The 18059-nt window shown below is 43.2% G+C and carries 17 protein-coding genes, 2 tRNA genes and 1 pseudogene; 13 read left to right on the forward strand and 7 right to left on the reverse strand.

What is annotated here, in order from left to right:
- Positions 1–12: 12 nt before the first annotated feature.
- From tolA to aroG, 8 genes are all read left to right on the forward strand, one after another.
- Positions 13–1032, forward strand: a complete 1020-nt coding sequence (gene tolA / locus ABLA76_RS11930) for a cell envelope integrity protein TolA (RefSeq protein ID WP_348988076.1) — start codon at positions 13–15, stop codon at positions 1030–1032.
- A 189-nt stretch (positions 1033–1221) separates the two neighbouring features.
- Complete coding sequence (tolB, locus tag ABLA76_RS11935; protein WP_348988110.1) at positions 1222–2508, forward strand: Tol-Pal system beta propeller repeat protein TolB; 1287 nt, start codon at positions 1222–1224, stop codon at positions 2506–2508.
- A 42-nt stretch (positions 2509–2550) separates the two neighbouring features.
- Positions 2551–3051, forward strand: a complete 501-nt coding sequence (gene pal / locus ABLA76_RS11940) for a peptidoglycan-associated lipoprotein Pal (RefSeq protein WP_047770281.1) — start codon at positions 2551–2553, stop codon at positions 3049–3051.
- A gap of 9 nt (positions 3052–3060) precedes the next feature.
- Positions 3061–3840, forward strand: coding sequence for a cell division protein CpoB (gene cpoB / locus ABLA76_RS11945; RefSeq protein ID WP_348988077.1), 780 nt, complete (start codon positions 3061–3063; stop codon positions 3838–3840).
- Between the two features lie 156 nt (positions 3841–3996).
- Positions 3997–4072: transfer RNA gene (locus ABLA76_RS11950), tRNA-Lys, on the forward strand.
- Positions 4073–4103: 31 nt separating this feature from the next.
- Positions 4104–4179: transfer RNA gene (locus tag ABLA76_RS11955), tRNA-Lys, on the forward strand.
- Positions 4180–4466: 287 nt separating this feature from the next.
- Positions 4467–5186, forward strand: coding sequence for a nicotinamide riboside transporter PnuC (gene pnuC, locus ABLA76_RS11960; protein WP_348988078.1), 720 nt, complete (start codon positions 4467–4469; stop codon positions 5184–5186).
- Between the two features lie 248 nt (positions 5187–5434).
- Positions 5435–6487 (forward strand): 3-deoxy-7-phosphoheptulonate synthase AroG, encoded by a 1053-nt coding sequence (gene aroG / locus ABLA76_RS11965; protein WP_348988079.1) that lies wholly within the window; start codon positions 5435–5437, stop codon positions 6485–6487.
- Between the two features lie 74 nt (positions 6488–6561).
- Here aroG and gpmA read toward each other — a convergent pair whose 3' ends face one another.
- The 4 genes and pseudogenes from gpmA to ABLA76_RS11985 form a co-directional block, all read right to left on the reverse strand.
- Positions 6562–7314, reverse strand: a complete 753-nt coding sequence (gene gpmA, locus ABLA76_RS11970) for a 2,3-diphosphoglycerate-dependent phosphoglycerate mutase (RefSeq protein WP_047770273.1) — start codon at positions 7312–7314, stop codon at positions 6562–6564.
- Positions 7315–7543: 229 nt separating this feature from the next.
- Positions 7544–8383, reverse strand: coding sequence for a CPBP family intramembrane glutamic endopeptidase (locus tag ABLA76_RS11975; protein ID WP_047770268.1), 840 nt, complete (start codon positions 8381–8383; stop codon positions 7544–7546).
- A 211-nt stretch (positions 8384–8594) separates the two neighbouring features.
- A complete protein-coding gene (modF, locus tag ABLA76_RS11980; protein WP_348988080.1) occupies positions 8595–10079 on the reverse strand; it encodes a molybdate ABC transporter ATP-binding protein ModF in 1485 nt (494 codons plus the stop codon).
- Between the two features lie 118 nt (positions 10080–10197).
- Positions 10198–10582 (reverse strand): annotated as a pseudogene (locus ABLA76_RS11985) (TOBE domain-containing protein).
- A 279-nt stretch (positions 10583–10861) separates the two neighbouring features.
- On the opposite strand from ABLA76_RS11985, the gene ABLA76_RS11990 reads away from it, so the two are divergent.
- The 4 genes from ABLA76_RS11990 to modC all read left to right on the forward strand — a co-directional run bounded on the left by ABLA76_RS11990 (position 10862) and on the right by modC (position 13755).
- Positions 10862–10996 (forward strand): AcrZ family multidrug efflux pump-associated protein, encoded by a 135-nt coding sequence (locus ABLA76_RS11990; RefSeq protein ID WP_348988081.1) that lies wholly within the window; start codon positions 10862–10864, stop codon positions 10994–10996.
- Positions 10997–11216: 220 nt separating this feature from the next.
- Positions 11217–11987, forward strand: coding sequence for a molybdate ABC transporter substrate-binding protein (gene modA, locus ABLA76_RS11995; RefSeq protein ID WP_348988082.1), 771 nt, complete (start codon positions 11217–11219; stop codon positions 11985–11987).
- A gap of 17 nt (positions 11988–12004) precedes the next feature.
- Positions 12005–12697, forward strand: a complete 693-nt coding sequence (gene modB, locus ABLA76_RS12000) for a molybdate ABC transporter permease subunit (RefSeq protein ID WP_348988083.1) — start codon at positions 12005–12007, stop codon at positions 12695–12697.
- Positions 12691–13755 carry a molybdenum ABC transporter ATP-binding protein ModC gene (gene modC, locus ABLA76_RS12005; protein ID WP_285811341.1) on the forward strand — a complete coding sequence of 355 codons (1065 nt, stop codon included), beginning with the start codon at positions 12691–12693 and terminating at the stop codon, positions 13753–13755. Before modB ends, modC begins: the two co-directional genes overlap by 7 nt.
- Positions 13756–13815: 60 nt before the next feature.
- On the opposite strand, the gene ABLA76_RS12010 is transcribed toward modC, so the two are convergent.
- A complete protein-coding gene (locus tag ABLA76_RS12010; protein ID WP_348988084.1) occupies positions 13816–14631 on the reverse strand; it encodes a pyridoxal phosphatase in 816 nt (271 codons plus the stop codon).
- A 149-nt stretch (positions 14632–14780) separates the two neighbouring features.
- On the opposite strand from ABLA76_RS12010, the gene pgl reads away from it, so the two are divergent.
- Complete coding sequence (pgl, locus tag ABLA76_RS12015; protein WP_348988085.1) at positions 14781–15767, forward strand: 6-phosphogluconolactonase; 987 nt, start codon at positions 14781–14783, stop codon at positions 15765–15767.
- Between the two features lie 191 nt (positions 15768–15958).
- Here the strand turns inward: pgl and ABLA76_RS12020 are convergent, their stop codons facing one another.
- On the reverse strand, positions 15959–16540 hold the full coding sequence (locus ABLA76_RS12020; RefSeq protein ID WP_348988086.1) for a hypothetical protein: 582 nt from the start codon (positions 16538–16540) through the stop codon (positions 15959–15961).
- A 205-nt stretch (positions 16541–16745) separates the two neighbouring features.
- Positions 16746–18014: an adenosylmethionine--8-amino-7-oxononanoate transaminase gene (bioA, locus tag ABLA76_RS12025; protein ID WP_348988087.1), complete on the reverse strand. Its 1269-nt coding sequence runs from the start codon at positions 18012–18014 to the stop codon at positions 16746–16748.
- Between the last annotated feature and the right edge of the window lie 45 nt (positions 18015–18059).

Consider the following 18059-nt stretch of genomic DNA (forward strand, 5'->3'; position numbering starts at 1 on the left):
TGGATGTTGAACGTGGGAAAGACAAGCGAGCAAAAGAATAGGCTGAATCGCGCTATTATCATTTCGGTAATATTGCACATTATCCTGATCGGATTTCTGATTTGGGGTTCTTGGGTGCAAAAAACAGAAATGGGAGGCGGTGGACAGAGTGGTACTGTCATTGATGCTGTTATGGTTGATCCGAATGCGGTCGTTCAGCAATATAATCAGCAGCAACAGCAACAGGCCAATGCAAAGTTAGCTGAACAACAGCGGAAGAAAAAAGCTGAACAACAGGCGGCTGAATTGCGGGCAAAGCAGGCGGAAGAGCAGGAACGCTTGAAAGCGGCTGAAGAAGAGCGAATTAAAGCATTGCAGGAAGCTGAAGCGCAGAAAAAACAGTCTGAGGTTGCTGCCGCTAAAGCGCGCGAAGATCAAAAGCAGGCAGAAGAAGCGGCGGCAAAAGCACTGGCAGAAAAAGAACGAATTCTAAAAGAGCAAGCGGAAGCCCGCCAGAAAGCGGAAGCTCAGGCGAAGAAAGAAGCGGAAGAGGCGGCAAAACGTAAAGCGGCGGTTGAGGCAAAAGCTAAAACGGAAGCCGAAGCTAAGGCGAAGGCAGAAGCAAAAGCAGAGGCTAAAGCAAAAGCAAAAGCCAAGGCAGAAGCCGCAAAGCAAGCTCAAACGGTTAATGATCTGTTAGGTGGATTAACGTCTAATACCCCTAAGCAGGGGGGAGCGACTGCGGCAGGAAAAGGTGGCGGTAAGAAAAGCGGTCCTTCGGATTCTGATATCAACAATTACAAGGGACAGATTCAGGCTGCAATCCAGCAGAATTTTCGTGATCCAAGCCTGTATATCGGCCGTACTTGTGATTTAAACATAAAACTGGCGTCAGATGGATTACTGATTGATATCAAAGCGGGGGCGGGTGATCCGGCATTATGCCGAGCCGCAATTACTGCCGCAAATTTGGCAAAAAAAATGCCGCCTCCACCAAGCAAAGAGGTTTATGAATATTTTAAGAGTTTCACACTAGAATTTAAACCGCAGTAAGTTAAATGTTTGGTAGATAATCGTTATGCTCTAAGCAAACTTTCGAATAATTTATATGTACAAACAAAATTATTAGATTTTATTTAGGTATCTAGTTTTGTTTGTTGGCGTTTGTTAGAATCCGGCGGATTATTGCGGCAGATAAAAGATCGCGATAAGGGAGAGATGATGAAGCAAACTTTTAAACAGATGTTTAAAGTCATATTGGGCTTTCTGGTAATGTGGGCCGCACTTGCTCATGCAGAGGTTCGCATTGAAATTACACAGGGTGTTGATTCTGCCCGTCCTATTGGGGTTGTCCCATTTAAATGGACTGGGGCAGGTGAATCACCTGAAAATATTGGTTCAATTATTGCTGCGGATTTGAGAAACAGTGGAAAATTTAATCCGATTGATTCTGCCCGTATGCCGCAACAACCGACGACTGCATCAGAGGTAACGCCTGCCGCATGGGCTGCGTTAGGGATCGATTCAGTTGTTGTTGGACATATTCAACCCAGTGCTGATGGTAAATTTCTGGTTTCTTATCAGCTTGTTGACGTTGCTGGTGCACCAGGAACGGTATTGGCACAAGAACAATTCACAGTTGAAAAGAAATGGTTACGTTTCTCGGCACACACAGCCAGTAATCAGGTATTTGAAAAACTGACAGGCATTAGAGGTGCATTTACTACTCGTATAGCTTATGTCGTTAAAAATAACAGTGCGGGTAAGTATCGAAATGAGCTGCGCGTTTCTGATTATGACGGTTATAATCAATTTACCGTACATAGCTCATCGGATCCATTGATGTCACCAGCCTGGTCGCCAGATGCTGCCAAACTTGCCTATGTGACATTTGAAGGTGGTCGTTCCTCACTGATTATTCAAACCCTGGCAACAGGTGCAGTACGTCAGGTAGCTTCATTTCCGCGTCATAACGGAGCACCCGCATTTTCTCCAGATGGGACTAAGCTTGCCTTTGCATTATCTAAAACCGGTAGTTTGAATCTTTATGTGATGGATTTAGCGTCTGGTCAAATCCGTCAGATCACTGATGGCCGCAGTAATAATACTGAACCAAGCTGGATGCCGGATAGCCAGACGCTGGTCTATACCTCAGATCAGGGTGGGCGTCCACAATTGTATAAAATCGATATTAATGGCGGTGCTCCACAACGCCTAACTTGGGAAGGACCACAAAACCAAGATGCAGATGTTAGCCCTGACGGTAGTTTTATTGTGATGGTTAGCTCAGCGAGTGGCAGTCAGCATATCGCCAAACAGGATCTGGCAACGGGATCTGTCCAAGTCTTGACAGATACGTTTCTGGATGAAACGCCGAGCATCGCACCTAATGGCACTATGGTGATTTATAGCTCCACTCAAGGGTGGGGAACTGTATTGCAGCTAGTTTCGACTGATGGGCGTTTCAAAGCGCGTCTTCCGGCTACCGATGGACAGGTAAAATCCCCTGCCTGGTCGCCGTATCTGTGATGCATAATAATATGTATAGCAAACTATAAAAGGATCAAAGAGATGCAACTGAACAAAGTGCTAAAAGGGCTGATGTTAGCTTTACCAATCATGGCCGTAGCAGCGTGTAGTTCTAACAAAACTGGCAATAATGATCAGTCTGGTGTAAGCACTGTTGATAATTCTTCTAAGACTCTGTCTGCTGAAGAATTAGCACGTCAGCAGATGCAAGAGCTGCAAAACAACAACATCGTATACTTCGGTTTCGATAAGTACGACATCAACAGCGAATTTGCTCAAATGTTGGATGCACACGCGGCCTTCCTGCGTACTAACCCGTCTGTTAAAGTGACTATCGAAGGTCACGCGGACGAGCGTGGTACTCCAGAGTACAACATTGCTCTGGGTGAACGTCGTGCAAACGCAGTGAAAATGTATCTGCAAGGCAAAGGTGTTTCCGCTGATCAGCTTGCTATCGTTTCTTACGGTAAAGAAAAACCAGCTGTACTTGGCCATGACGAAGCAGCATATGCGAAAAATCGTCGCGCTGTGATCGTATACTAAGAGTAATGCATGAACAGTAACTTCAGACGTTATATGTTGGGTCTGTCGTTATTGGTTGGCGTAGCGGCTCCTTGGGCCGCTACCGCCCGAGCGCCAATCAGTAATGTCGGCTCAGGTTCCACAGATGAGCGCCTCTCCCAATTAGAGCGTATTTCTGACGCTCATAGTCAATTATTAACCCAGCTCCAGCAACAGCTTTCTGATTCTCAACGTGATATTGATACACTCCGTGGTCAAATTCAGGAAAACCAGTATCAATTAAATCAGATCGTTGAGCGGCAAAAAGATCTTTATCTGCAATTGGATAAAATCACGGATCCACCATCCAGTGCAGAGAGTTCAGCGCCAGAAAATCGTAATGCTGCGTCTTCGGCATCTGCTGGGAATAAACAATCTGCTGCGTCGACGAGTACAGGAAGTGAAAAAAGTGATTACGATGCCGCCGTTTCTTTGGCTATCAACACCAAAGAATATGATAAAGCGATTGTAGCATTTCAAAATTTTGCCAAATCCTATCCCAAGTCTAAGTATTTGCCGAATGCCAATTATTGGTTAGGGCAGTTGAATTACAATAAAGGCAAGAAAGACGATGCCGCTTACTATTTTGCCACTGTCGTGAAAGACTATCCCAAGTCACCAAAAGGCAGCGATTCCCTGTATAAAGTGGGTTTAATCATGCAGGAAAAAGGGCAAAAGGATAAAGCGAAAGCGGTTTATCAGCAGGTGGTTAAGCAATATCCTGGTACTAATGCAGCCAAAATGGCCGAGAAAAAGCTTTCCGGGATGTAATAATTATCCCCGAAAGGTCAGATATTGGTCTTTTGGGGGATAATTGACTGCTAAATAAGCATTTAAACAAGTTTTCTAAAATAAACGTTGCGTCATGCTGAGAAATCAGTAATATATGCCGCCGTTGGCAAGGATAACTGCCAAGCAGATTTAGATGGGTCGTTAGCTCAGTCGGTAGAGCAGTTGACTTTTAATCAATTGGTCGCAGGTTCGAATCCTGCACGACCCACCATCTAAACTCTCACCTCAAGTACTCCTTAGATGGGTCGTTAGCTCAGTCGGTAGAGCAGTTGACTTTTAATCAATTGGTCGCAGGTTCGAATCCTGCACGACCCACCATCTAAATTATTATCTCAACACGCCTTAAATGAATTGTTAGCTCAGTCGGCAGAGCAATTGACTTTTAATCAATTGATCGCAGCAGATAACTTAATAAGTTGATTACTGACTTCACATTTTTTCCTTATCGTTTTTAAATCGTTAAAATAATTAAAGACTTTTTTTATTAAATTCGCTATCTTGTTTAGTATGTAAAACAACAAAGCGCAAAATAGCCCAGTTATCTCGTAATTTCATGTTTGTTGTATTGATATACTAAACATTATTTATGGTAAGGATAAGAAAGTATGGATTTTTTCAACATTGATAACATATTAGTGCATATACCTCTAGGAACGGGTGGCTATAACCTTTCATATATTGAAGCAATTGGTACGATAGCAGGGCTGTTATGTATTTGGCTCGCTAGTCAGGAAAAAATCATTAATTACCTGTTTGGATTAATTAATGTCTCACTATTCGCTGTCATCTTCTTTCAAATTCAACTCTACGCTAGCCTCATTCTACAAATCTTTTTCTTCGCGGCTAATATCTATGGTTGGTATGCATGGAGCCGAGTCAATGAGCAAAAACAAATAGAGCTTAAAATTCGGTGGCTCAACCCTAAACAGATGGCTGTTTTTGCTGCGGTTTCCATCTTTGCCATATTAATCATGACGTTTAATATCGATCAAATATTTGGTTATATGGCAAAAGTGGTAGTGCTCGGCCTACAGGGTATGGGTTTTAATATCATCATGCCTGATTTACAGCCTGATGCTTTCCCATTCTGGGATTCAGTGATGACAGTATTATCCATTGTGGCAATGATACTGATGACGCGTAAGCATGTAGAGAATTGGCTGATTTGGGTCATCATTGATGTTATCAGTGTCGTGATTTATTACTATCAAGGCGTTTTGGCGATGTCGCTGCAATATATTATTTTGACAGGTATTGCATTGAATGGCGCTCGCCTGTGGATCAAGGCAGCGAAACAAGCGGATAACATCCAAAATAACGTGTAAATTAAACGCGATCATCGGCCATAGATAATGAACGTTTTATGGCCTGTTATTTGATATTTCTCTACAAAACATTCTCTTCTTATTTATCTATTTATTTGAATTAACATCACTTTTACTTTCAATAGCATTTTCCATAAAAAAGTATTCTATTTTTACTCACAAAGATTATTTACAGAACAACGCCTAACAGTTAGATTGAGATCACAAAATTATTTTAAATAACTGTAAACGTATTAGGTGAAAGGATAATGAATTACCAGAATGACGATATAAAAATAAGAAAAATAACGGAATTATTGCCACCAGTTGCATTACTCGAAAAATTTCCGGCGACAGAAGAAAGTGCTATTACTGTTCGTAATGCACGTGAATCTATTCATAATATTTTAATTGGTGAAGATGATCGTCTATTGGTAGTGATTGGTCCATGTTCAATTCATGATCCACAAGCGGCATTAGAATATGCAGAGCGTTTGAGTAAATTACGTGAGAAATTGAAAGCCGATTTGGAAATTATCATGCGGGTTTACTTTGAAAAGCCCCGTACAACTATCGGCTGGAAAGGGTTGATTAACGATCCAGGCATGGATTGCAGTTTTAATATCAATGGCGGATTACGTACTGCCCGTAAATTATTGCTTGATATTAATAATATGGGACTACCTGCGGCAGGTGAATTCCTGGATATGATTACTCCTCAGTATTTAGCCGATCTCATGAGCTGGGGCGCGATAGGGGCACGTACAACGGAGTCTCAAATTCATCGCGAATTGGCATCGGGGTTATCCTGTCCAGTTGGTTTCAAAAATGGTACAGATGGAACAATTAAAGTCGCTATCGATGCGATTAATTCAGCGAGTTCATCGCACTGTTTCTTGTCTGTCACGAAATGGGGTCACTCCGCAATTGTGAATACAATAGGCAACCAAGATTGCCATATTATTCTGCGTGGTGGCAAAGAGCCTAATTACAGTGCCGAACATGTCAGTGCCGTTAAAGAAGGGCTGAAAAAAGCGGGTTTGTCTCCCCGCGTGATGATTGATTTCAGTCATGCAAATAGCGCGAAGCAGTTCAAAAGACAAATGGATGTCGGTGTTGATGTCTGCGGTCAGATTGCGGGGGGTGAGAATGAGATCATGGGTGTTATGGTTGAAAGCCACTTGGTTGAAGGAAGCCAAAGCTTAGAGAATGGTAAACCTTTAGTTTATGGTCAAAGTGTGACCGACGGCTGTATTGGTTGGGAAGATACCGAAATGTTACTGCGTCAGTTGTCCCAGGCCGTTCAGCGTCGCAGAAGCTAATTTATCGCAAAAATGGCATAAAAAGCCGGACATCAGTCCGGCTTTTAACATTCTTTTTATGTAACCTTTGAGGATTACTTAGCTTTACCCTGATTTGCAACTGCCGCCGCTTTTGCGGCGATTTCATCAGCGTTGCCCAGATAGTAGTGTTTGATAGGCTTCATGTTCTCATCAAACTCATAAACCAGTGGTACAGCAGTTGGAATATTCAGTTCAAGAATTTCTTCTTCACTCATATTATCCAGATACTTCACCAGTGCACGCAGGGAGTTACCGTGAGCGGCGATAATGACTTTTTCGCCTTTTTCTACGCGTGGTTTGATAACTTCTTCCCAATAAGGAATAACACGTTCAATCGTAGTAGCAAGGCTTTCAGTAACAGGCAGCTCTTCGGGGTTCAGGCTGGCATAACGAGGATCATGGCCTGGGTAACGTTCATCATCTTTGGTCAAATCAGGAGGTGTAATAGCGAAGCCACGACGCCACAATTTAACTTGATCATCGCCGTATTTGGCTGCGGTTTCTGCTTTATCCAGACCTTGTAATGCGCCGTAGTGACGTTCATTCAGTTTCCAGCTTTTTTCAACTGGCAGCCATTGCTGATCAACCTGATCCAGAATGTTCCACAAAGTGTGAATAGCACGTTTTAGAACAGAAGTGTAGGCGACATCAAAAGTGAAACCTTCTTCTTTCAGTAGAAGACCTGCTTGTTGTGCTTCAGAGCGGCCTTTGTCGGACAATTCAACGTCAGTCCAGCCAGTAAAACGGTTCTCTTTGTTCCACTCGCTTTCTCCGTGCCTTACAAGAACCAGTTTAGTTACAGCCATAGCTTAAACTCCTATCAGTACTTTTTAATACAAAATGAAAAGAACGCTGCGGGCATTATAGGGCGCGACAGGCTAAAACGGCAAACAATAGTCTCGTATCTCCTGTTTAAAATCATGTTTGATGATAATTACGGCGATTATATATCTGGAAGGAAGGAGATAGCAGGCAGTTTATGATCTGAACTGTCCCCGAATAGAGGGAGACAATTCAGATCAAATAGAATTCAGTTTAATGCATGATTACTGATTTTATTGGGTAGGTAAAAAATAGCAGATGCATCAGATTGAGTGAAAAATGGAAAGCAACAGCAACCCATAAACGCCCACTCCACAGCCAGGTCAGGCCATAAATTAACCCTGCCAGCGTAGCAAAAATCATTAGCAAACCGCCACCAGCAAAATGGGCAGCACCAAACAGCAGGGAGGTCATAACAAGGGCTAAGTAAGGATTCATCCATTGACTGAGCTTCTGCTGAATATAGCCACGAAACAGCGCTTCTTCAGCCAAAGAGACAAAGAAAAGATTAGCAATAACAAAGGCAGGGAACCAATTCGGTAAATGAAGTTCAACAGATAATCCGCCTGATACGGTTGCAAGCCATAATAACGCTGGAATAGCGGCGATCAATAATGCCCACCCGTGAGCAGGTGCATCAACCAACGGTTTTCGGATGAACAAAGTCGGCATACAGCATATTAGGATAAATGGCAGCAGCGCCTTGTCAAAGTTGAAATACATTGAAAAAGGTGCGCTGAACGGGCCTGCCTGCACTTTATCCAGATACTTGAGATTATGGAATCCTGGAATGTAATGCACAAACAATAAAATACCACCGATGAGCAACAACAACTCTATGACTATTTTGGGGACAAAATGTTTTTTGCTGTTTTTTTGGCAATAAATATATGCCATACCTAAAAGAGCCATCACTGTCAGCGTGATGATAGCAGGATAGGTAAGCACGTTAGTGCTGATCCCAGCAATGATAGCGAAGAGCGCGACGAAAAAAGCAATTTTCTGGCGACTTTCTAAAAGAGCCAATGCAATGGCAAGTAATGCCCAAGCCATATAATTCCCTATTATCTTTAAAAAAACCAATGAAATAGTCTAAAAATGGACGGTGATTTTATAGTAATAGTTAAAAAATTCAAAAATAATCATAAAAAATATCAAAAAAATATGACTTGATTTTATTAAAGAGTGATTAAATTGAACGGTAATAGGAACCCCTCTCCATCAAGAGAGGGATCATAGTAATATGTTGAGCGAAGAATGAAGATTACAGCGATCCTAAGGAAATATTTTCAGTTTTATACCGATAAATATCACCGTCAGGAATAAATCGCAGGCGATGGGTAATGCACTGTGGCGCATCTTCTTGATGATGAGAGACAAACAGAAGCTGCGTATCACCATGAGTAATCATGATATCAATGAAGCGCTGGACTAACTGGCGGTTTAGAGGATCAAGCCCTTGCAAAGGTTCATCCAGGATCAATAAAGCAGGATGCTTCACCAGAGCGCGGGCAATCAAAACCAGCCGCTGTTGCCCCCATGACAGACTATGAAACGGGCTGGTTGCTGTTGCTCCCGATAACCCCAATAAATCCAGCCATTCATCGGCTAACTGTTGCTGTCGGTCTGAAACGGCCTGATAAAGTCCTATTGAATCGAAGAAACCCGATAGAATAACATTGCGAACGCTGGTACTGACACGATACTCCAGATGAATACTGTTACTGACATAACCAATATGGCGTTTGATGTCCCAAATTGTTTCACCACTTCCCCGTTGTCGGCCAAATAATATTAACTCATTGCTGTAACCTTGCGGGTGATCGCCCGTAATCAGGTTAAGAAGTGTCGATTTTCCAGCGCCATTTTCACCGATGATTTGCCAGTGTTCATTAGGGTTCACTTGCCAGCTTAAGCCGTGCAAAATGGGTTTATCATTGTATTGGACTATAACATCACGCATTGACACTAACGGTTGATCAGCGGGAAGTTGTCCATCCGTGTGGTATTCATCACTGTCGGGAAGACGAATATTTTTCAGCCCTTCACTGTGTGCTAACTGTGCCACGAGAGATTCTGCCAAAATGCGTTCTTTCTTTCCGGCCAGCGTCAGGTGACAATCCGCCAGTACACCGACTTGTTCGACAAAATCAGGGATTTCATGGAATCGGGTTAAGATTAAAACTAAAGTAATGCCTTTCGCAGCCAGAGAATTTAATAATTGGGCAAGTTGATCTCGAGCATAACTGTCTAAGCCATCAAAAGGTTCATCAAGGATAAGCAAGTCCGGGTTTACCATTAATGCCTGACATAGCAAAACTTTACGGACTTCCCCGGTTGAAAGGTATTTGAATCGTCGTGAGAGCAGATCCTTGATACCAAAATATTCACTTAATTCAAGACACAATTCATTATCTTTATGATGAAGTTGAATGATGTCTGCGGCAGTGCGTCCCGTATCCTCTTCGCCTATACTGAGCAAATCGGTATTGTTGCGTTGCCACTCTTTATCAATCAGTTTTTGTAATTGTTCGAAAGACAGACGTATTGGTGTGCGAAACGAACAATGACGGTCACCTGCCAGTTGGATTAATTCACCCGACAGTGCACGCGCCAATGAAGATTTTCCACTGCCATTTGCGCCAACAAAAGCCCAACTTTCCCCAGAAATCATTTTCAGTGACGGTAGCCGTAGGGTACGGGTGTCACTTAAACGGAAACGACCTTGCGTTATTTGCAATTCAGACATTCTTCTTCCTTTTTAAGCAACATTAATTAAAGGATCACCAGAAATAAGCGGAATAATGTTCAATGTCAATGTGTAGCTGTTTGTTATTCATTGAGGGTTAATCACATTTGCAATTGATTTAGCATAAGGTGGCAATAATCACTTTATCAGCATCGAAAAGTGCAATAACAGCATCATAGGGCTGGAGCGGCAAACGTGCCACTTCCTGATTAGGTAGCGTAGCGCAAAGGGATTCACCGCCATCAAGTGTCAGAATAATTTCACTGTATTCTGCTCCTGTTTCAATATGGCTTATCTGGCCGGAGAGGGTATTATCTAATGAAGCAGAAGAGAGATGATCTTTAGTTAAGGTTATCCACGGCGCTTTTATAGCTGATCCCTGCCTGTTTTGCGCCTTGGCTGATAGAACCCGTGATTTTAATTTGCTTAAGTAACGCAATTCGTCGGGGATCAGCGAACAGGCGTTGTTGCAATTTTAGTGTTAACAATATTTGGGCTTGCATAGTGATTTATTTAGGGTAACTATTTGAGAGTTTTTACAACAGAACCTTAAGAATCGCACGTTTCGTCGGTTACTGTTACTGTTTTATTGTCTATACTCGATAAACTTCAAGTTACAATCCGCAAGACGACGCGAGTCCTTATATTTCCCCGCTGCGCAGGGAAATATAACACGCATCTTGAAGTTGGATTGGTATAGAATAACCCAATTAACGTTTGTGTTATGTCAGATTCAGATATGACACAGTTAATTTGTTAGTCACTCAGGATATGAGGTTAGCATGTTTGAATTGCTTAAAAGTATGGGATTTGCGCTGATCATGGTCCCCGTGGTGATGGCGGCTATTTTGGCGTTGATTTACGGGCTTGGAGAATTGTTCAATTGTATCTCCAAAACGGAAAATACCAGTCGTTAGTCTTGAGCTTTGTAATTTCTATTACCCGGTTACCCGGGTAATCATCAATTCCTGCCTCTTCTTTATATGCAACTGTTCATCTGTAACTTTTGCATTGAGATCAACATAAAAGCTAAAACTGGCTCACAACTTGCCGATTAATCTCAGAATAGCGTTTTCATTTAACGTTATATCTTGTTATATGCAACGCACCATATTGATGATCTTAGGTGAGTATAAAATGAAAAATAAAGTTTATCCGTTGCTGACAGGGGCAGTCGTTTCTTTTGCGCTTGCTGGAAATGTCTGGGCAGCTGATAAGGTGACGGTTTTTGCAGCAGCTTCATTAACCAATGCATTGGATGAGATTGCAGCACAGTATAAAAAAGAGCAACGGGGCGATATTGTTGCTTCTTATGCTTCATCATCAACACTGGCTCGCCAGATAGCGCAGGGAGCTACGGCGGATATGTTTATTTCTGCCGATCAGCAGTGGATGAATTATGCTACTGACAGACAATCCATTGCTGAGAATACCCGTCATACCTTGTTGGGTAACCAGCTCGTCCTGATTGCGCCTAAAGAGAGTCATTTGAATCAAGTTGAGATCAACCGGGAAACAAAATGGAAGTCTTTGCTGGCGGGAGGGCGATTAGCGGTTGGCGATCCTGATCATGTACCCGTTGGTATTTATGCCAAAGAATCACTGCAATATTTAAATGCATGGGATACGGTTAATCCATTGATGGCGCGTACTAACAATGTACGCAGTGGTATGGCGTTGGTCGAACGCGGCGAAGCCCCGCTGGGCATTGTTTATGGTTCTGATGCCGTTGCCAGCAATAAGGTGAAAATTGTGGGTGTTTTCCCACCTGAAAGCCATAAACTGGTGGAATATCCGATGGCAATAGTCAAAGGTCATGAAAAACAGGCAGTTCGAGATTTTTATGATTATCTTAAAACCCCTGAAGCCGCTGTCATTTTTAAACGTTACGGCTTTAGTCCACTGTAGGAACGGATCTTTTGGAGATGTTAAGTGAATATGAATGGCAGGCAATTTTACTGAGCTTAAAAATCTCAGTGATTGCTGTGCTATTCAGTTTGCCATTTGGGATCTTAATGGCATGGATGCTGGCTCGTTGCCAGTTTGTTGGTAAATCCCTGCTTGACAGCATTATTCATCTGCCACTGGTATTACCGCCAGTGGTGGTGGGATATCTGTTACTTATCAGCATGGGGCGGCGTGGAGTTATTGGTGAATTTCTTTATGACTGGTTGGGTGTCAGTTTTGCGTTTAATTGGACAGGTGCGGCATTAGCTTCGGCTGTGGTGGCTTTTCCGCTGATGGTCAGGGCCATTCGGTTGTCATTGGAGAGCATTGATCGGCGTCTGGAACAGGCTGCCCGTACTTTGGGCGCAGGTCCGCTTAAAGTCTTTTTCACCATTACCCTGCCGTTGTCATTGCCCGGCATCATTGTTGGCATAGTATTGGCGTTCGCCCGTTCGCTAGGCGAGTTTGGTGCCACCATTACCTTTGTTTCCAATATTCCGGGGGAAACCCGAACCATTCCCCTTGCTATGTATACCTTGATAGAAACGCCCGGCGCTGAAACCGCCGCCGCCCGTTTGTGTGTCATTGCTATTGTGCTGGCTTTGGTTTCATTGATGCTTTCTGAATGGCTGACACGTTGGGGCAGAAAACGTTTGGGGACCGCATGTTAGAACTGGATTTTGAGCAGCGTTTTGGAGCGCTGCACATGCAGGTGGATACCACTTTGCCAACAGAAAACATTACCGCCCTATTTGGTCTTTCGGGGGCAGGAAAAACCTCACTGATCAATGTGATTGCGGGATTGAGCCGTCCACAAAAAGGCCGCCTTGTTTTAAACGGCGTGACCTTAGTGGATACAGAACAAAATATCTTTGTGCCACCAGAGAAGCGCCGAATTGGTTATGTTTTTCAGGATGCGCGCCTTTTCCCGCATTATCGCGTGAAGGGAAACTTACAATATGGCATGGCACCAGAGATGAAACCCCAGTTTGACAGCATCATTGACCTGTTGGGCATTGAACATTTGCTGTCACGTTTCCCCAGCACATTATCTGGTGGAGAAAGACAGAGAATAGCAATTGGCCGTGCATTATTGACTGCCCCTGAAATCCTGCTTATGGATGAACCGCTGGCATCATTAGATTTACCACGTAAACGCGAGTTATTACCTTATCTTGAAAAGTTGTCCGAAGACGTCAAAATCCCGATCCTCTATGTCAGCCACAGTTTGGACGAAATTTTACGTTTGGCAGAGAATATTATTGTCATGGACAACGGAAAAATCAGGGCGACAGGCACTTTGGAAGAGGTCTGGTCGAGCAGTGCACTGCGTCCGTGGCTGCAAAAAGAGAGTTTGGGTAGCATACTAAAAGTTTCTGTGATGGAACATCATCAACGTTATCAAATGACGGCCGTCGCGGTGGCTGACAAACTTCTTTGGTTGCCACAAGTTAATGTTTCTCCGGGAACTGATCTGCGTATCCGCATTGATGCATCTGATGTTTCGTTGGTCTTGGCGCCACCAAAAGCCAGCAGCATCCGTAACACCTTGCAAGTCAAAATTATTGAGCTTTCCGAAGATAATGGTCAGGTTGATGTCAAATTAGCACTGAGTGAACATAGCCTGTGGGCAAGAATTACGCCGTGGGCGCGGGAAGAGCTTAATTTGCGGGCAGGGCAATGGCTATATGCACAGATAAAAAGTGTTTCGTTACATCGTCACCTATAAATAGGTAGGACATTATATAGGGAGCAGAGCAGTGGACTGATTTGCTCCCGTTGAATTGAATTACAGTACGTATCTTCTCAGAACTTCCGCAATGCCGGGTTGAGTATTATCCCGTGTAACAATATCTGCCCGTTCTTTAACGGCATCGACGGCATTACCCATAGCGACACCCAAACCAACGTTCTCCAGCATACTGAGATCATTATAATTATCACCAAAAGCAATCACATCGTTCATGCTCATGCCTTGCGATTCCACCCATTGCTGTAACCGTATGCCTTTGCTATTGCCTTTCTTGGCGATATCTACCTGATCAAACCATGACCATTCACACTCAAGGCCAACATTTTCCTCAATTTGTTCACTAATCTCACGCAGTTTTACTAAATTGGATGAGCTGGTAGCAAACTTCCAAATCGCATTCACATTGTGGATTGCATCGTGAAAACTCGCTGTTTGCTGGACATTAGGACGTTGGTGTTCAGGCAGAGAATCCGACCATGCAAGGGTTCGGACTACAGTGTGAGGAAATTGATATAAAATGGCATCATCAACATACATCAGATGCTGAATCTCCGTGTCTTGCAGATAGGAAAGTGCTTGAGAGGCTTCTTGAACGGAGAGCGGATTAGAGTCCAATACTTTCTTAGCATGATAATCATAGGAATAAGTCCCATTGCAGCAGATAGCAGGCGTATCGAGTTGCAATGCCTGATAGAAAGGATGGATGGCGACATGATGACGTCCAGTGACAATCAAAACGTTGATACCTGACTGGCGGGCTTCATTTAAGGCTGCCAGTGATTCTGGCAGAATACGTTTTTGTGGATCGAGCAGTGTTCCATCGAGATCCAGCGCGATAACGCGATACGACATGAGTTGGCCTCTGAGTTGTCTATGATATAAACGAAATATTATACGTCAGTTGAACAGAGTTAGACCGTCATATGGGTAGTTTAGTAGTTAAAATTTTTTAAGAGTCTTTACAGATCAATAAAATGGCAATGAAGTATTAAGGAGAGAACATGAAACAGGTGGTTTATACAGCCAGCCCAAGTAGCCGACAAATTCACGTATGGTCGCTGAATGTGGCAGGGGAACTTGCACTTCTCCAGACCGTCACTGTGCCGGGTGAAGTACAGCCAATGGCTGTCAACCCTGACGGTAAACACTTATATGCAGGAATTCGTCCGCAATTTAGTATTGTCACTTATGCAATTGGGGAAGATGGATGTCTTGAACAGCAGGCCATTGCACCATTGCCGGGTAGCCCGACCCATATATCCACTGACAGAGCAGGGCGTTTTTTATTTTCTGCTTCCTATAGCTTCAATAACTTAAGCGTCCACCCTATTGATGAAAATGGAACTGTTAAAGCACCAAGCCAAATTGTCGAAGGGCTGCAAGCGCCGCATTCTGCCAATATTGATCGGGAAAACCGTCAATTGCTGGTTCCATGCCTGAAAGAAGATCATATCCGTATTTTCAATCTGGATGGGCAGGGTTATCTGACTGAGAGCCGGACAGATGAAGTGACAACAGCAGCGGGTGCGGGGCCACGCCATATGGCATTCCATCCGAAAAAACAGGCTATCTACGGCATTAATGAGCTGGATTCAACGGTCGATGTTCTGCGTAAATGGGAAAAATATCGTATTGTGCAATCAGTTGATTCGCTACCGACTGATTTTTCCAATGTTCGTTGGTCGGCAGATATTCACATTACACCGGATGGCCGACACCTTTATACCAGTGAACGTTCAGAGAGCCTGATCAGCCATTTCCGCGTGTCAGAAGATGGCTATCACCTGACATTAGCCGGACATTATCCGACAGAAACTCAGCCTCGTGGTTTTGCCATCGATCACAGTGGTCATTTCCTGATTGCAGCAGGCCAGAAATCAGATCAGATTTCCGTATCACGTATTGATAAATATTCGGGGGAATTAACGCAACTGGCGCGTTATCCGGTTGGCAAAGGCCCGATGTGGGTTACCGTATTAGCATTGTGAGTTATTCAACTTCCAGTCACATGACTCTGTGACTGGAAGCTATTCCTTGTGCTAAAAAATTGACGCTAAGTTAATAACTGAATATACCAATCCAACTTCAAGATGCGTGTTATATTTCCCCGCTTAACGAGGAAATATAAGGCCTCGCATTGTCAGGCGGATTGCAACTTGAAGTTTATCGAGTATATAACTTATTGATGTTGGATCAAATTAAAAGATCCGACACCAGATAAAACAATAGGATATGTGATTAATATGTGATTTTGTTGGACGGAATATAAATCCCCCAAATAAACATTTCCTTTTAAAAGACGTAATATAATATTTCTTGGGTAAATATAAAGTTGAATATTTAATGGGGCGTTGATAATGGAATAAGGGTATTTTACGACACCGCCAAGATGAATATTATTAAAATTCAACAGAGGTGTATTATACCCTCCCTGAATATAGCCATTAAAATTGGTTTTTTTCCCTGTATTGGGTTGATGTCCAATGATGGCAGAGTTAGATGATAGCTGGATAAAAGGATAGCTACCATATTGATAATATGTGTTAATGTTAAAATACCCACTGACAAATTCTGTTTGTTGCAGGGCAGGACTGGTTAATGAATCTGGTTTGACATTTTCTGAAAACAAATGGGCTAATTCAGGCTTTTCTTTTGCCAGAGTTTCGTAATGTAAAATTTCTTGTTCATATTTATTTCTGGACAGTTCAAATACATCTTGCATTTCTTCATTGGAAGATGTGATCAAATTTTCTCTATTCATGATATTTTCCTCTTTGTTTAAATGAGTGTGATTACGTCATGAATATACCAAATAATTTCTTTTTAAGTGACGCAATAGCCTCTGTTTTGGTAATTAATATTTGTCAGTGATTGTCGTTTATACCATTCCTACTTCAAGATGCGTGTTATATTTCCCCGCGTCGTTTTGCGGATTGCAACTTGAAGTTTATCGAATATATTCTTCTTTAATTTATTGCACCCGTAATTGCATTTGTCAGTTTTGACAGTTGTTCTGGTTGAATAATATAAGGTGGCATCAGGTAAATTAACCGGCCAAATGGCCTGATCCACACCCCATGTCGGACAAAATGGCATTGCAATGAAGCGACATTGACGGGCTGTTCCATTTCAACCACACCTATCGCGCCTAACACCCGAACATCTTTGACTAATCGGTGTGATTTGAGGGGAAATAATTCCGTTTTTAATTGAGTTTCAATGGATTGAATACGCTGTTGCCACGGGCTATCAGCAAGCAATTTCAGGCTGGCACTGGCGACGGCACAAGCCAGAGGATTGCCCATAAACGTAGGGCCATGCATAAAACAGCCTGCTTCACTTTGGCTGATTGTTTCAGCAACATGACGGGTAGTCAGGGTTGCAGATAATGTCATATATCCCCCCGTCAATGCCTTGCCTAAGCACAATATATCGGGTTCGATCTGTGCGTGTTCACAGGCGAATAACTTGCCGGTTCGCCCGAATCCGGTAGCAATTTCATCGGCAATTAATAAAAGCTGATATTCATCACAAAGCTGACGAACCTGGCGTAGGTATTCAGGATGGTAAATCCGCATCCCACCAGCCCCCTGAACAATAGGTTCTAAAATCACGGCAGCAATTTCATCATGATATTGCAGTAATAATCGTTTCAAAGAATCAATATCTTCCGACTGCCATTCATCACCAAACTGGCATTGCGGAGCATCGGCAAACAGATGATTGGGGAGATAGCCTTTGTACAGATTATGCATGGAGTTGTCTGGATCGCAAACCGACATGGCGCCAAAAGTATCACCATGATAACCCTGACGCAGGGTGAGGAAACGATGGCGTTTTTTCCCTTTGGCCTGCCAGTATTGCAATGCCATTTTCAAGGCCACTTCGACGGCGACAGATCCTGAATCCGCCAGAAAAACACACTCCAAAGTATCCGGTGTCATCGCCACCAATTGTCTGCACAGTGCAACCGCAGGAGGGTGGGTTATGCCGCCAAACATAACATGGGACATCCTATCGATCTGTAATTTTGCCGCCTCATTGAGAACAGGATGGTGATAACCGTGGATAGCGGCCCACCATGAAGACATACCATCAATCAATGTACGACCGTCTGATAAAACCAGCTCCACACCTGTCGCGGAGACGACAGGATAAGTGGGAAGTGGATGTGTCATTGAGGTATACGGATGCCAAATATGGCGCTGATCAAATTCAAGATCGGAAGGGGTCATAATCACTTTGATGTAAACCTTTCTTGTTTCATTTTGGTTGACATG

The sequence above is a fragment of the Xenorhabdus sp. SGI240 genome, from assembly GCF_040081915.1.
Taxonomy (GTDB): domain Bacteria; phylum Pseudomonadota; class Gammaproteobacteria; order Enterobacterales; family Enterobacteriaceae; genus Xenorhabdus; species Xenorhabdus bakwenae.